The organism is Streptomyces sp. NBC_01235 (assembly GCF_035989285.1).
Lineage (GTDB): Bacteria > Actinomycetota > Actinomycetes > Streptomycetales > Streptomycetaceae > Streptomyces.
Window position 1 is genome coordinate 3,195,993 of sequence record NZ_CP108513.1, and the last position, 13,382, is coordinate 3,209,374.

Here is a 13,382-nt window from a genome sequence, read left to right on the forward strand (position 1 = left end):
ACCGTACACAGGTGTCGGTGTACACCGCGTGCACCCGGCGAACAGGAGGGAGGACATGGGAGGTTGAGCAGGTGCCACCGCGCCCACCAGGGGGAATGAAGCCCCCATGGCACGCGCACCCCTCACCGCTCCCGCTCCCCGTACCGGGCTTCTCGTCGTCCAGCCGCTTCGGCGGAAGCACTGCGCCGGGTGTCGTCGCGGGCCGCTGCCAATGCTGGTCCTGGAGGACGCCGCGCCGCGCTGCCTCGACTGCGCCGATCTGGGGCACCTGGTCTTCCTGCCGCGTGGTGACACGGCGCTGACGCGCAGGTCGCGGGAGGAGAGCGGGCTGTCGGCGGTGGTGGTCCGGTTCAACCGGCGCAAGGGGCGGTACGAGCGGCAGGGCGTCCTTGTCGAGGAGGCGGCGCTCACGCGGGCCGAGGAGCGGTGCCTGGCGGACGCCGAGGCGCGGCGACGGCGCCGAGTGCGGGACGCTCGGCTGCGGGCGGCGCAGGACGAACGGTTCGCGGAGGCCTTCGCGGCGGAGATCCTGCGGTTGTTTCCGGGCTGCCCGGGAGACCGGGCGCATGGGATCGCGGCACACGCTTCGCTGCGGGGCAGTGGCCGAGTGGGGCGCAGCGCCGCCGGGCGGGCGCTGTCCGAGGGAGCGGTCGTCTCCGCGGTGGTGGCGTCCGTACGGCATCTGGACACGCCGTACGACCGGCTGCTGATGAGCGGCGTGCCACGACACGAGGCACGCCTGCGGATCGCGACGGAGGTGGAGGGACGGCTGCGGGAGTGGCGGGCGGGGAGGGTGGGGCGGGGGGAGGGGGGAGGAGCCCCCACCCCCTAGAGGCCACTCCCAGGCACCCGGGCCCCTCCAGGCCCAGGCGCCTCCAGGCCCAGGCGCCTCCAGGCCAAGGCGCCTCCCGCGACACCGATACTCCTGGACGTCCACGCATGTCATCGTGCGTTTAGGCCATGGTCACCGATCATGAACGGGGTTTCACTTGAGGTGACGGACGGTACCGGGCAAGATCTCCGCTCGACGGGTGGGAGTTGACGTTGTCATGATCGATGGGCCGTATCTGGTGCTCGCGATGCTGGGCGCTCTGACGACGGGGCTGATGGCCGGGGTCTTCTGTGCCTTCTCGGTCCTGGTGATGCGGGGGCTCGCCGCGCTGCCGCCCGCGCAGGGCGTCGCGGCGATGAACGCGATCAACTCCTCGGCGATGACACCGGCGTTCATGGTCCTGTTCCTCGGCTCCGCGGCGCTGTGCGCGGTGATCGCCGTGGTGACGTTCGTGCTGTTGCCGGACAGCGGAACGGTTCACCTGCTGCTGGGCAGCGGGCTGTATCTGTGCGGCGTGTTCGGGGTGACCGTGATGGCGAACGTGCCCCGCAACGAGGCGCTGATGAAGCTGGAGCCGGGTACGCCGGAGGCTGTCGCGTACTGGCCGACCTACGTGCGTGAGTGGACGAGGTGGAACCACGTGCGCGCGGTCGCGTCCGCGGCCTCGGCCGTCGTGTACGTGCTGGCCCTGGTCTGACCGGACACCCCGGGACCGGACCCTCGCCGGAAACGGGCCACCCTCCTGAGGACCGGACACCCTCCGGAGGACCGGATACCCGCCGGGGACCCGAAACCCGCCGGGGAAGCCCCCTTTCCCGAGAAAGGCCCCGAGGGAAAGCGCTGTCCCCCCACTCTGCATGGGTGGCCGACGGGACGTATCGTGGCCGAAAGAGTGCCGCCCGATGACGCTCGGCCTGTCGCACGCGTACGCGAGGAAGACGCCCATGGCCGATCCCAAGGGATTCATGACCACACCCCGCCAGGACTGGCCCCGTCGGCCGGTCGAGGAGCGGGTCCGGGACTGGGACGAGGTGTACGTCCCCGGGGCGCTGCTGCCCATCGTCAGCAAGCAGGCCGACCGCTGCATGGACTGCGGCATACCGTTCTGCCACGACGCCTGTCCGCTCGGCAATCTGATCCCCGAGTGGAACGACTTGGTGTCGCGGGAGGACTGGCGGGCGGCGAGCGACCGGCTGCACGCGACGAACAACTTCCCCGAGTTCACCGGCCGGTTGTGTCCGGCGCCGTGCGAGGCCGGGTGCGTCCTCGCCATCAACCAGCCGGCCGTCACCATCAAGAACGTCGAGGTCGCCATCGCAGACCGGGCCTGGGCCGACGGTTTCACGCCCCCGAGTCCGCCGGACCGGCTGTCCGGGAAGACGGTGGCGGTGATCGGTTCCGGGCCCACCGGGCTGGCGGCGGCACAGCAGTTGACCCGGGCTGGGCACACGGTCGCCGTCTACGAGAAGGACGACCGGATCGGCGGGCTGATGCGGTACGGCATCCCCGCGTTCAAGATGGAGAAGCACCATCTGGAGCGGCGGATCGAGCAGATGCGGGCGGAAGGCACCAAATTCCGTACGTCGACCACCGTGGGGCGGGACGTCATGGCCGCGGACCTACGGGCGCGCTACGACGCCGTGGTGATCGCCACCGGGGCGACCGAGTGGCGCGAACTACACGTTCCGGGGCGGGAGTTGACAGGAATCCAGCAGGCGATGGAGTACCTGCCGCTGGCCAACCGGGTGTGCGAGGGGGATCTGGAGACGTCCCCGATGTCCGCCGCCGGGAAGCACGTCGTCATCGTCGGCGGTGGCGACACGGGGGCGGACTGTCTGGGCACGGCGGTGCGTGAGGGTGCGGCGTCCGTGACCCAGTTGGACATCTACGCGCAGCCCGGCGCGGACCGTGACGAGGACGCCGACCCCTGGCCGACGTATCCGAAGATCTACCGGCTCTCGGCGGCGCACGAGGAGGCGCGCGATCTGGAGTCCGCGCCGGCGGCGGACGCGGACGCGCGGCTGTTCGCGGCGTCCACGCTCCGCTTCACCGGCGACGAGAGCGGGCACGTACGGTCGCTGCACCTCGTCGAGGTCGACGCCCGGCGCAGGCCGGTGGAAGGCACCGCACGGGCGCTCCCCGCCGACCTCGTGCTGCTTGCCCTCGGTTTCTCGGGGCCTGACCGGGAGGACGGGCTCGTCGAGCAGCTCGGGCTGTCGCTGGCGCCGCGCGGCACGATCGCGCGGGACGGCGACTTCGCGACGAACGTCCCCGGCGTGTTCGCCGCGGGGGACGCGGCGCGCGGCCAGTCGCTGATCGTGTGGGCCATCGCGGAGGGGCGGGCGGTGGCGGAGGCCGTGGACCGTCATCTGACGGGGAGTTCACGGCTCCCGGCCCCGATCGGACCGTACGACCGGCCGATGAGCGTCTAGGACACGCCGGGGGCGGATCGTTTCAGCGGCGCTCGTCACCTTCAGCGCACACTCGCTGCGTTCAGCGACGCTCGTCACCTTCAGCGGCACACTCGCCACCTTCAGCAACGCTCGACACCTTCAGCGGCACACTCGCCACCTTCAGCAACGCTCGACACCTTCAGCGGCACACTCGCTGCCTTCAGCAACGCTCGACACCTTCAGCGGCACACTCGCTGCCTTCAGCGACGCTCGCCCACGTCACCGGCGCTCGTCCGTCCCCGCCGCCTTCCCTGTCGCCAGGGCCACCCGGTTCCAGGTGTTGATCGTGCAGATCAGGGCCAACACCTGGGCCAGCTCCCGCTCCTCGAAGCGGGCTGCGGCCTCGGCGTGGACGTCGTCCGGGACGCCTCCGTCGGCCACCAGCGTGACCGCTTCCGTCAGGGCCAGGGCCGCCTGTTCCTTCTCGGTGAAGAAGTGACGGGCCTCGCGCCAGACCGCGACCATGTGCAGCCGGTCCTCGCTCTCGCCGGCCTTGCGGGCGTCGTTGGTGTGCATATGCAGGCAGTACGCGCAGTGGTTGAGGTGTGAGGCGCGGATCTGGATCAGCTCGACGAGTGCCGGGTCGAGGCCCTCGCGGGCGGCGGCGTCGAAGCCGATGAGGGCGCGGAACGCCTTGGGGGCGGACTTCCCGAAGTCGAGGCGAGTCGTCGCGGCCGCCGTCGCCACCCCCGGATGCGTACCCGCATCCACACCCGCACCCGCACCTGCACCCGCACCAGTCGTGTTCGTCGTCGTGTTCGCCGGTTTCGTCGTCATGTCCATCAACCTACGGGCCGGAAAGACCCTCTGTAGGGTGCATTTTCATGGTGAATTCGTGGGTCAATCATGCGGAGCGGATCGGTGCCGACCTGCACCTGGAGCCGGCCGGGCCGGGCGGGCGGCGAGCCGCTCTCATCCGGGCGCTGCGAGAGGCGGTGCGCAGCGGGCGGCTCGCTCCGGGAACCAGGCTGCCGCCGTACCGTTCACTCGCCGCCGACCTCGGCGTCGCCCGCAACACGGTGGCCGACGCGTACGCGGAACTCGTCGCCGAGGGCTGGCTGACCGCCCGGCAGGGGTCCGGCACCCGGGTCGCCGACCGGGCCGAGCCCCTGCGACACGCCGAGCGGGTGCCCGTCGAGGCACCTCCACGCGCGCGTGGTCCCCTGCACGACCTGCGGCAGGGCACTCCGGACGCGTCGTCGTTCCCGCGTGCGGCCTGGCTCGCCTCCTACCGTCGGGCCCTCCAGCAGGCGCCCAACGAGGTGTTCGGGCCCGGTGACCCCGCCGGCCGACGGGAACTGCGCGAGGCCCTGGCCGAGTACCTGGCACGCGCGCGTGGCGTGCGCACCGAGCCTGGGCGCATCGTGATCTGCTCGGGCTTCGCCCACGCGCTGCGCCTCCTGTTCGCGCCGGGCGGCGGGGTGCTGCGCGGTCCACTGGCCGTGGAGGCGTACGGGCTGGACTTTCACCGGGGGCTGCTGGCGTCGGCGGGCGTGCGGACGACTCCCCTGCCCCTGGACGCGGACGGGGCGCGCGTCGACCGCCTGGGGCGCGAGCGGGCCGTCCTCCTCACGCCCGCGCACCAGTTTCCGACCGGCGGTCCGCTGCACGCGAGCCGCCGGACCGCCGCGATCGACTGGGCACGCGCGCGTGGCGGGGTGGTCATCGAGGACGACTACGACGGGGAGTTCCGCTACGACCGCAAGCCCGTCGGCGCGGTCCAGGGACTCGATCCCGAGCGGGTGATCTACATCGGCTCGGTCAGCAAGAGTCTGTCGCCCGCGTTGCGCCTCGGGTGGATGGTGCTGCCCGAGCGGTATGTCGCCGGTGTCCTGGCCGCCAAGGGCGAACGGGAGGCCTGGGCGAGCGTCCTGGACCAGCTGGGTCTGGCCGACCTCATCGTGTCCGGGGGGTACGACCGTCACGTGCGGCGCATGCGGCAGCGCTACCGGGGCCGTCGGGACCGGCTGGTCGAGGCGCTCGCCACGCGGGCGCCGCACGTCGAGGTCACCGGGGTCGCGGCCGGGCTGCACGCGGTGCTGCGGCTGCCGTCCGGCACCGAGCCGTCCACGGTGAAGGCGGCCGCCTGGCAGGGCGTGGCCCTGGACGGCCTGGCGGCGTTCCGGCATCCGGCGACGGACATGGCGCCGTCGGACGGCCTCGTCGTCGGGTACGCGACCCCGCCGGAGCATGCCTACGGGGCGGCGCTGGACGCGTTGTGCCGGGTGTTGCCGCCGAACGCGCAACGGAGTCCTGCCTCCGAATGAGGCGTGGCTCGCGGACTACGGGGATCGGAGCGGCGGCGGGATCATCGGAACAGGAGGTGTGCTGTTGTCGCGTCCGGCTGCGGACCGGCGGCGGCTCGCCCCATCCTTCGTTCCGCCGTCAGGCGCGGGGCGCCCCGCGCGCGTCCCCCTGTTGGCGGTCGGTCCTGAAGGGTGTTGGATGACGGCGCTCGACGAACGTCACGGAGAAGGCGCCCGCGGCGGGGAAGACCCGAGGGTCGAGGTCGCCCTCGGCCTGGTCGAGGCCGCCGGCCCTGATCGCAGCCCTGATCGCAGCCCTGATCGCAGCCCTCATCGCGGCCCTGATCGCGGCCCCGACCCGGGCCCTGCCCCCGGCACGACCGACGTGGCGCCGGCGGAGCCCGGCGCCGAGTTCGTCGGGCTGACGGGCCCAAGGCCGCGAACCTCGCGCGCGGCCCGTGCCGGACTGCCGGTGCTCCCCGGTTTCGTGATCCCGCACCGCGGGGGCGGCGACACGGCGGCCCTGCGGCGTGCCTGGGACGAGCTCGCGGAAGGCGGTTCCCGCCCCTTCGTCGTACGGTCCTCGTCCCAGCCGGAGGAGACCGAGGCCTCGTCGCCGACGGGCCGGTTCGCCTCCGTGCTCGATGTGCGCGGCCGCGGACTCCTCCGGGGAGAAGTCGGCGGTGGCGTGGGTCATCATCAGGTGGCTGCCGGAGGAGAGTTCGGCGAGCAGTCGGCCGACCAGCTCGTGCGCGCCGTCCTCGTCGGAGACGAAGTGCGGCAGCGCGACCGGTGACAGGGCCACCGGCCGACTGAAGTCCAGGATCTTCCCGGCCCCCTCGACGATGGCAGCCGGGTCGCGGACGTCCGCCTGGAGGTACTCCAGATGGCGGCCGGGTCGCGGGCGTCCGCCTGGAGGCACTCCGTGACGCCCTGCGGCATGCTGCGCAGCAGGGCGGCCGCGTGCGCCAGGACGATCGGGTCGTTGTCGCAGTAGACCACCCGGGCGTCGGGGGCGATCCGCTGGGCGACCCGGTGCAGGTTGGGCCCGGTCGGGATGCCCGTGCCGATGTCCGGGAACTGCCGTACGCCGTTGTTGGCCGGCCTGGGGGTCCCCCAGGCGTTCAGCACTGGGGGAGGGTGGAGCGGTGCATGAAGGCGCGGTTGACTCGTGCCATCACCGGCACGCGCGGGTCGAGGGCGAGCATCTGCCGGCCCCCTCCCCCACTGCCTCAAGGGCGTGGGCGGTACCCCCACTCATCCGCCAGGTGGTTGTCCTTGCCCCGAGGTACCAGTCGTACATCCGCGCGGGTTGGGGCTTGCTGGTGTCGATCTCGACGGCGCCGGTGGGGTCCTGCCCGGTCATGAGGCACTCCGTAAGCATGTGACGCGAATAGTGATCAAGTCAGTACCAAGAACAAGGAAGTCGAGCGACGGCGGACACAGAAAAAGCAGCACTCAGGTCGGTTCAGGACAGCAGGAAGTCCGCCTCCCCCGCCTTGGCTCCCTCGATGAAGGCCGTCATCTCGTCGGAGGTGTAGATCAGCGCGGGCCCGTCGGGATCGGTGGACTGCCGGACGGCGATCCGGCCGTCCGCGAGCTTCATCGCCTCCAGGCAGTTGCCTCCGTTGCCGCCGCTCCACGGCTTGTGCCAGCCCTCGCTGCCCAGTTCCCGGGCGGGCATGCCGTTGTAGATCCGCTGAGCGCGGACCCGCGGCCTGGACTGGGTCTTGATGCGATCCATTCACAACTCCTTGCGGAGATCCCGGAGGATCTCCTTCGTGCGATGTGCTGTAGCGGCCTGCGCCGCCATGCGGTCCATGACCTCGAGATGGGTCGCCACCTCGGTGCGCGCGTCGAGGTAGACGGCGCCGGTCAGGTACTCGCTGTAGACCATGTCCGGAAGCTCCGGCATGGCGAATCGGAACAGCACGAAGGGCCCGTACGTGCCCGGATGCGGCCCGTTCGCGAACGGGGCGACCTGTAGCGTCACGTTGGGCAGCTTCGCGGCCTCGAGCAGTTTGTCGATCTGCGCGCGCATCACCTCCGGGCCGCCGACCGGGCGGCGCAGCACCGTCTCGTCCATCACCACCCACAATCGGGGCGCGTCCTGACGGGTGAGCAGATCCTGGCGTTGTATGCGCAGGTCGACGAGTCGCTCGATGTCCTCCGGCCGGGTCTGGCCGATGGCGCCGGACTTCAGGACACCGCGCGCGTAGTCCACGGTCTGGAGCAGGCCGGGGATGAAGTGGGGCTCGTACTGGCGGATCAGGGCGGCGGCGCCCTCGAGGCTGACGTGCATCGAGAACCAGCCCGGCAGGACATCGTGGAACCGCTGCCACCAGCCCGGCTTGTTGGCCTCCTCGGCCAGTTGGACGAAGCCCTCGGCCTCCTCGTCGGTGACGCCGTAGGCCTTCAACAGCAGTTGGAGGTACGGGATCTTGAGGCCGACCTCGGCCATCTCCATACGGCGGACGGTGGCAGGCGCGACGCGCAGGATGCGGGCGGCTTCCTCGCGCTTGAGCCCGGCGCGTTCCCGCAGGTCCAACAGGCGCCGACCGAGGACGACCTGTCCGACCGTCGGCGCGGACCGCGGTTCGCTCACGCTCCACCTCCACGAAGAACCCGGCCGGCGCGGGGGCTTACGCGCGCCCCGACCCGGCCGGTCACGAAAAGAATCCCGACAGCCCTACGGCGCCAGTCGAAGACCTACTCGAAGGTCTGTACGGATGCGTACGGATCTCCGCTGATCCCAATTGGCGCCGTTCAACGTGCTGTTGCGAGCAGTGTGCCACGGCCCTTCACTGCGTCACACGGCACTCTGCATTTTTCAGAGTGACACTTGCCAAGTGTTCACGGCGGGGCGATAGTGGCAAGCGTGATTCCGTCCGCGCCCTTAGGAACAGACGCCGCCGCAGGCCGCCCCCAGGGTCTCGGTGCCAGCGCGGGAGCAGGCCCCGACCAGGCCGCTGCCGAGCGCCGGTTCCGATTCGAACTGGCCGCCCATCCGGGTTCCCCCGCCCAGGCCAGACGCCTGACGAGGGCCCGGCTGACCGGCTGGTCGGTGTGCGAGGACACCTGCGACTCCGCCGCCCTGGTCATATCCGAGCTGGTCACGAACGCGATCGTGCACACCGCCAGCGACGTCGTCGTCTGCGAGCTGCACGACGGCGACGACCTGGTCCGCATAGCCGTGCGGGACGAGGGGTGCGCGCCGGGTGAGCCCCACCCCTCTCCGCAGCGTCCCGAGGAGGAGCACGGGAGGGGACTGCTCCTCGTCGAGGCCCTCTGTCACGCCTGGGGTGCCCATGAGCACGGGCCCGGCCTGCTGGTCTGGGCCGACCTGCCCCGTAAGGCCGACGCGCACCGCGACCCCGCCGAGCCGCGCAACAGCCCTTGCCTCGTCCTCGACGAGCCGCGCCACGCCGACCTCGGCGACCTCCTCGACACCCTGGACGAGTTCCACGACGCTCCCGGCGAGCCGCACACCGTCCCCGACGGCCCCCGCAACGACCTCGGCTGGGGCGCCCGTCCGAAGCCGGGTCCGGCCGACGGCTCGGGTGACGAGGACGAGTCCGCGGAACAGCACCACCGGGGAGCGACCGGCCCGACGGCCGTAAGACGACCGCACCCCGTGCCCGTGGCCGCCCCCGCAGCACCGGTCATACCCGCACCCGACGGCCCGGCTCGCCGCGTGGACCCGCAGTGGCACCGCGCCCCCGAGCACGGCGGGCTCGACGGCCGCGACGGCCGGCCACGGACATCCGGCCGCTCCGCCGACGTCCTCCCGCTTCCGCTTCCGCTCGAACACGGCCGTGAGCGGGGACGAATATGAGCACCGTGCCCGGTAGGGCTCCGGTGCTGACCCTCGACACCCTCGTACGCCTGAAGCGCGGGCCGGCCGGCGCCTCCGCACCCGAACCCGTGCACCGGCTGACCGTGCCCGACGGCATGACGGCCCCCCTGGGCTGCGACGCCATCTCCGTCCCGGCCCATCTCGGCCCGCTGCTCATGCCGCGCCTGCCGCGCATGGGCTGCGTCTACGCCGACGAGGCGCACTGGTGGTGGCTGGTCCCCTCCGACTCCGACTACGCCCTGGAATGGCCCGCCCCCGCGCGCTACGCCACGGGCGCGATCCTCCCGGACTCCCCGCGTCTCCCCGGCCTCATCCACCGACCGGACGGCACGCTTCCGTACACCCCGCCGATCCCTCTCTACCTGGCCCTGTGCCGCCTCACGGGCACCGCACCCATCTGGTCCCGGCCGATCAGCGCATAGCCTCCTGCTTCCGCCCGGCGGTCGAGGCGGTCCGGGCACCGTCCCCGACGCCCGGCCCGGCGCACGCCCGCGCGTCCCGGCTTCCCCGTCCCGCGCCCTGCCCTCACACGGCTCGTCCCGCGATAGTGGCCGTCGTCCACGAGCGCATGGGGAGGCCGACGGTGGGGCAGGCGCGGAAGGCGGGGCCGACGGGGCAGGCGGAGGAAACGGAACAGACGGAGAAGGCCGAAAAGGCCGAAAAGGCCGAGAAAGCGGAGCAGGCCGAGCAGGCCGAGCAGGCGCCGAAACCGCAGGGTCCCGACGAGCGTGACGTGTCCGAGTCGGAGCGCCTGCTGTTCGGAGGGCCGCTCCGCTACGACATGGGCTGGAACCAGCACAAGGACGCCTTCCTGGAGCTGAACTTCCGCGCCATGATCACCCGGCTGCCCTCCCTGCTCGCCGCCAGTCTCCGGCTGGCCCGCCAGGCCGACCCGCGCGCCGCCCGGATCGTGCTGTTCGCGGAGGTGGGCCGGGGCGTGACGCAGGCGGTGAGCCTCCTCGCGGTGAACACCGTGCTGGGCCGGCTGATCACCGGCGGCCCGATCGAGGACCGGCTGCGCGGCGCCGTCCCCGCGCTGGCCGCCATGGCCGTCGTCCTGCTTGTCGCAGTGGTGCTGCGGGCCGCGTCGACGTACGCCACCGGACGTCTGGAGCCCAAGGTGGAGCGGGTGGCGACCGAGCTGTACCTGGAGCGGGCGGCCGCCGTGGAGCTCGCCGCGATCGAGGACCACGCCTTCCACAAGCTGCTGGACACCGCGCAGTACGGTGCCCGGTCCAGCCGTTACATGATCAGTCACGGCACGCGCGTGGTGAACGCGATGATCTCGCTGGCCGCGGCGGCCGGCGTGCTGACCGTGCTGCACCCGCTCCTGCTGCCGCTGCTGGTGACGATGACGCTGCCCAGCGCCTGGAGCGCCCTGACGAACGCCCGGCGCCGCTACGAGTCGTTCCACACCTGGGTGCAGCACGCGCGCGCGGGTCATCTGATCGCCGGTCTCCTCACCGAGCCGGCGGCCGCGCCCGAGATCCGCGTCCACGGGGTCGGGCCCTTCCTGCTGCGGCACTTCCGCGCGATGTCGGAGACAGCGGAGGCGGAGCAGGCCCGGCTGGCGCGGCTCGCGGCCCGCACCGGCCTGATCGCGGCGACCTGGACGGGCCTCGCGACACTGGCGACCTACGCCACACTCGGCGCCCTGCTGCTCACCGGGACGATGGCGCTGGCGGTGGCGGGAACGGCCGTGATCGCGATCCGCAGCGGCTCCGCGAGCCTGAACACCCTCGTCCTGGAGGTCAACCAGTTGCACGAGGAGGCCCTGTTCGTGGGCGACCTGCAACGCCTGTACGTCGAGGCGGCCGAACGGGCGATCCCGGTGGGCGGCGCGGCCCTGCCGGAGGATCCGCGCGAAATCCGCTTCGAGAACGTCACGTTCGGCTACCCGGGGGAGTCGGCGCGCCCCGCCCTCGACGACGTCAGCCTCTCCCTCCCTCTCGGCCGGATCATCGCGCTCGTCGGCGAGAACGGCTCCGGCAAGACGACCCTGGTGAAGCTGCTGGCCGGGCTGTACAAGCCGGACCGCGGGCGGATCCTGTGGGACGACGTGGACGCGGCGGGCGCGGACCGGCACCAACTGGCCGAGCGCGTCGCGATGGTGGCGCAGGACTTCAAGCGGTGGCCGTTCACGGCCCGGGTCAACGTCGCCATCGGCCGCAGCGCCGCGCCGCTCACCGAGGAGCGGCTGGCCGCGTCGGTCGCCGAGGCGGGCGCCCAGGAGGTGGTCGCGGATCTGCCGCGCGGTCTGGACACGCTGCTGGCCCGGCACTTCAGCGGCGGGCACGAGCTGTCCGGCGGCCAGTGGCAGCGCCTCGGCATCGCACGGGCGGCCTATCGGCGCGGGCGCATCCTGATCGTGGACGAGCCGACGGCGGCGCTGGACGCCCGGGCGGAGCTGGAGGTCTTCGAGAAGATCCGCGCGCTGGCCGGCAGCGGCCAGACGGTCGTCCTGATCACCCATCGGCTGGCGTCGGTCCGGCACGCGGACCTGGTGCACGTCCTGGACCAGGGCCGACTGGTGGAGTCCGGCACCCCGGACGAGCTGCTGGCGGGCGGGGGCGTCTACGCCGAGCTGTACGCGCTTCAGGCCGAGCAGTTCACGGCGCGGGTGCCCGTGCCCGCCCCGTCACAGGCGGGCTGAGGGCTCACCGCGCGGCGTCGCCGCCCCGGACGACCACCAGGAACGTGTCCGTGGCGAGGTCCATGACGACCTCGGCGGGCAGCCCCTCCATGCGCCGTGCGTGCGCGAACTCCTCCGCCGGCCAGGACCCGCGCGGCCCACCCGCGGGAAAGCGTTCGAGCACGGTTCGCCCGTTCACCATCTCGCACCTCCGATAGCGTCGTACTTGTAGGAGTTAACGCTCATCGGACGCCGAACGGCTCGCCCAGTTGCGGTACTGAGACGTAGTTGACACGGGTTCGGCGCGGACTGTGAGGATCCGGTCACTTTCCGAACATCTCGGACACCGCCCGTGTCAACAGGCGCACAAGTGGTGATCAGACGTCGCACTCGTCGTGATACCGGACGTGTGCGCTGCCCGGGGGCGTCCCGAGGTCCGACGCCCGCCCCTTGGGTTCCTCCCGCTCCTCCTGCCGCCCCAGGGCCGTCGGGTCGAGCAGGGCTGGTGGCCGAACCGAGGCCGTCGAGACCGCACTCGTACGACGAGTAGGTGTGGCCACGAGACGATCTCCGGAAGCTCCGGCTGCGCCATGGCTGTCCCTCCTGGGCAACGGTCCGTTCGAGGGGGGGGTGACCGGTGGGCGGGGCGGAGCTCGTCGCCGCGCGGCGGAAATCCTTCGCGACGGCTCAGGTGTCGTACTCCTGGATGCGTCCGCCGTGGCTGTGGTCGAGGAGCGCGGGCATCCGCCGGTCCAGCTCCCGTACGACCTCCGGCACGTCGATCGTCAGCAGCTCGCGATCCCGCATCAGGACGCGGCCGTCGACGATCGTGGTGCGGACGTCAAAGGAGCGGGCGCTGTGCACCAGGGTCGCGGCGAGGTCGTGGACGGGCTGGGTGTGCGGCCCGGTGAGGTCGACGAGGCGGCGGCGCTGCGCGCGCTCGCCGACGACCTGCCGGCCGGTGACGGCCGCGAGCGGGACGTGGCGGTGCTGGGCGACCTCAACGACGAGGCGCGGGCGGCGACCACACAGATCCTGCTCGGCCCGCCCGGCTCGGAGATCGGCACGCCCGCCTTCGAGGCCCCCGACCAGGGCGACGCGGCCCGCCTGTGGGACGTGGCCCCGCTGATCCCGGCCGACCGGCGCTGCTCACGGATCAACTCCGGCCGCCGCGAACTGATCGACCACATCCTGACCGGCCACCACCTGATCCACCGCCTGACAACAGCGGGAACGGGAACGGGGGCGGGTCCGCAGGAGGAGCGGCTCCCCTCAGTGGGCGCGAACCCGTCGACGCGCAGAAACGAACCGGCCTCGGACCACGCACCGGTATGGGTGCGGATCGGCTGACAGGCAGGGTCGG

10 protein-coding genes and 5 pseudogenes are annotated in these 13,382 nt (G+C 72.1%); 8 read left to right on the top strand and 7 right to left on the bottom strand.

Annotation, left to right across the window (positions count from 1 at the left end):
• Positions 1-106: 106 nt before the first annotated feature.
• The 3 genes from OG289_RS13895 (at position 107) to OG289_RS13905 (ending at position 3,264) form a co-directional block, all read left to right on the top strand.
• Complete coding sequence (locus OG289_RS13895; RefSeq protein ID WP_327314315.1) at positions 107-832, top strand: DUF2293 domain-containing protein; 726 nt, start codon at positions 107-109, stop codon at positions 830-832.
• Positions 833-1,049: 217 nt separating this feature from the next.
• Positions 1,050-1,529, top strand: a complete 480-nt coding sequence (locus OG289_RS13900; RefSeq protein WP_327314316.1) for an anthrone oxygenase family protein — start codon at positions 1,050-1,052, stop codon at positions 1,527-1,529.
• Between the two features lie 247 nt (positions 1,530-1,776).
• Entirely contained in the window at positions 1,777-3,264 is a 1,488-nt protein-coding gene (locus OG289_RS13905; protein WP_327314317.1) for a glutamate synthase subunit beta, read from the top strand.
• Positions 3,265-3,504: 240 nt separating this feature from the next.
• Here OG289_RS13905 and OG289_RS13910 read toward each other — a convergent pair whose 3' ends face one another.
• Entirely contained in the window at positions 3,505-4,062 is a 558-nt protein-coding gene (locus OG289_RS13910) for a carboxymuconolactone decarboxylase family protein (RefSeq protein ID WP_327314318.1), read from the bottom strand.
• A gap of 47 nt (positions 4,063-4,109) precedes the next feature.
• On the opposite strand from OG289_RS13910, the gene pdxR reads away from it, so the two are divergent.
• Entirely contained in the window at positions 4,110-5,552 is a 1,443-nt protein-coding gene (pdxR, locus tag OG289_RS13915; RefSeq protein WP_327314319.1) for a MocR-like pyridoxine biosynthesis transcription factor PdxR, read from the top strand.
• Positions 5,553-6,180: 628 nt separating this feature from the next.
• On the opposite strand, the pseudogene OG289_RS13920 reads toward pdxR, so the two are convergent.
• The 3 genes and pseudogenes from OG289_RS13920 to OG289_RS13930 form a co-directional block, all read right to left on the bottom strand.
• Positions 6,181-6,897, bottom strand: a pseudogene (locus tag OG289_RS13920) (SAM-dependent methyltransferase); the annotation flags it as partial.
• Positions 6,898-6,999: 102 nt separating this feature from the next.
• Positions 7,000-7,275, bottom strand: coding sequence for a DUF397 domain-containing protein (locus OG289_RS13925; RefSeq protein ID WP_079663027.1), 276 nt, complete (start codon positions 7,273-7,275; stop codon positions 7,000-7,002).
• Entirely contained in the window at positions 7,276-8,136 is an 861-nt protein-coding gene (locus OG289_RS13930) for a helix-turn-helix domain-containing protein (protein WP_327314320.1), read from the bottom strand. It lies immediately after the preceding gene.
• Positions 8,137-8,373: 237 nt separating this feature from the next.
• Between OG289_RS13930 and OG289_RS13935 the strand changes: the two are divergent.
• From OG289_RS13935 to OG289_RS13945, 3 genes and pseudogenes are all read left to right on the top strand, one after another.
• Positions 8,374-9,105: pseudogene (locus OG289_RS13935) on the top strand (ATP-binding protein); the annotation flags it as partial.
• Between the two features lie 257 nt (positions 9,106-9,362).
• Positions 9,363-9,809, top strand: a complete 447-nt coding sequence (locus OG289_RS13940; RefSeq protein WP_327314321.1) for a hypothetical protein — start codon at positions 9,363-9,365, stop codon at positions 9,807-9,809.
• Positions 9,810-10,168: 359 nt separating this feature from the next.
• Positions 10,169-12,040, top strand: a complete 1,872-nt coding sequence (locus OG289_RS13945; RefSeq protein WP_327320670.1) for an ABC transporter ATP-binding protein — start codon at positions 10,169-10,171, stop codon at positions 12,038-12,040.
• A gap of 4 nt (positions 12,041-12,044) precedes the next feature.
• Here OG289_RS13945 and OG289_RS13950 read toward each other — a convergent pair whose 3' ends face one another.
• The 3 genes and pseudogenes from OG289_RS13950 to OG289_RS13960 form a co-directional block, all read right to left on the bottom strand.
• Positions 12,045-12,221, bottom strand: a complete 177-nt coding sequence (locus OG289_RS13950) for a hypothetical protein (protein ID WP_319676352.1) — start codon at positions 12,219-12,221, stop codon at positions 12,045-12,047.
• Between the two features lie 175 nt (positions 12,222-12,396).
• Positions 12,397-12,574, bottom strand: a pseudogene (locus tag OG289_RS13955) (DUF899 domain-containing protein); the annotation flags it as partial.
• A gap of 132 nt (positions 12,575-12,706) precedes the next feature.
• Positions 12,707-12,979, bottom strand: a pseudogene (locus OG289_RS13960) (amidohydrolase); the annotation flags it as partial.
• Between OG289_RS13960 and OG289_RS13965 the strand changes: the two are divergent.
• Positions 12,938-13,369 (top strand): annotated as a pseudogene (locus OG289_RS13965) (endonuclease/exonuclease/phosphatase family protein); the annotation flags it as partial. The pseudogenes OG289_RS13960 and OG289_RS13965 overlap by 42 nt on opposite strands.
• Between the last annotated feature and the right edge of the window lie 13 nt (positions 13,370-13,382).

What these genes read in the sequence shown, in the direction of transcription:
- OG289_RS13895 (WP_327314315.1), top strand. Translation starts at nt 107, where the DNA reads ATGGCACGCGCACCCCTCACCGCTCCCGCTCCCCGTACCGGGCTTCTC.
- OG289_RS13900 (WP_327314316.1), top strand. Translation starts at nt 1,050, where the DNA reads ATGATCGATGGGCCGTATCTGGTGCTCGCGATGCTGGGCGCTCTGACG.
- OG289_RS13905 (WP_327314317.1), top strand. Translation starts at nt 1,777, where the DNA reads ATGGCCGATCCCAAGGGATTCATGACCACACCCCGCCAGGACTGGCCC.
- OG289_RS13910 (WP_327314318.1), bottom strand. Translation starts at nt 4,062, where the DNA reads ATGACGACGAAACCGGCGAACACGACGACGAACACGACTGGTGCGGGT.
- pdxR (WP_327314319.1), top strand. Translation starts at nt 4,110, where the DNA reads ATGGTGAATTCGTGGGTCAATCATGCGGAGCGGATCGGTGCCGACCTG.
- OG289_RS13925 (WP_079663027.1), bottom strand. Translation starts at nt 7,275, where the DNA reads ATGGATCGCATCAAGACCCAGTCCAGGCCGCGGGTCCGCGCTCAGCGG.
- OG289_RS13940 (WP_327314321.1), top strand. Translation starts at nt 9,363, where the DNA reads ATGAGCACCGTGCCCGGTAGGGCTCCGGTGCTGACCCTCGACACCCTC.
- OG289_RS13945 (WP_327320670.1), top strand. Translation starts at nt 10,169, where the DNA reads ATGGGCTGGAACCAGCACAAGGACGCCTTCCTGGAGCTGAACTTCCGC.
- OG289_RS13950 (WP_319676352.1), bottom strand. Translation starts at nt 12,221, where the DNA reads ATGGTGAACGGGCGAACCGTGCTCGAACGCTTTCCCGCGGGTGGGCCG.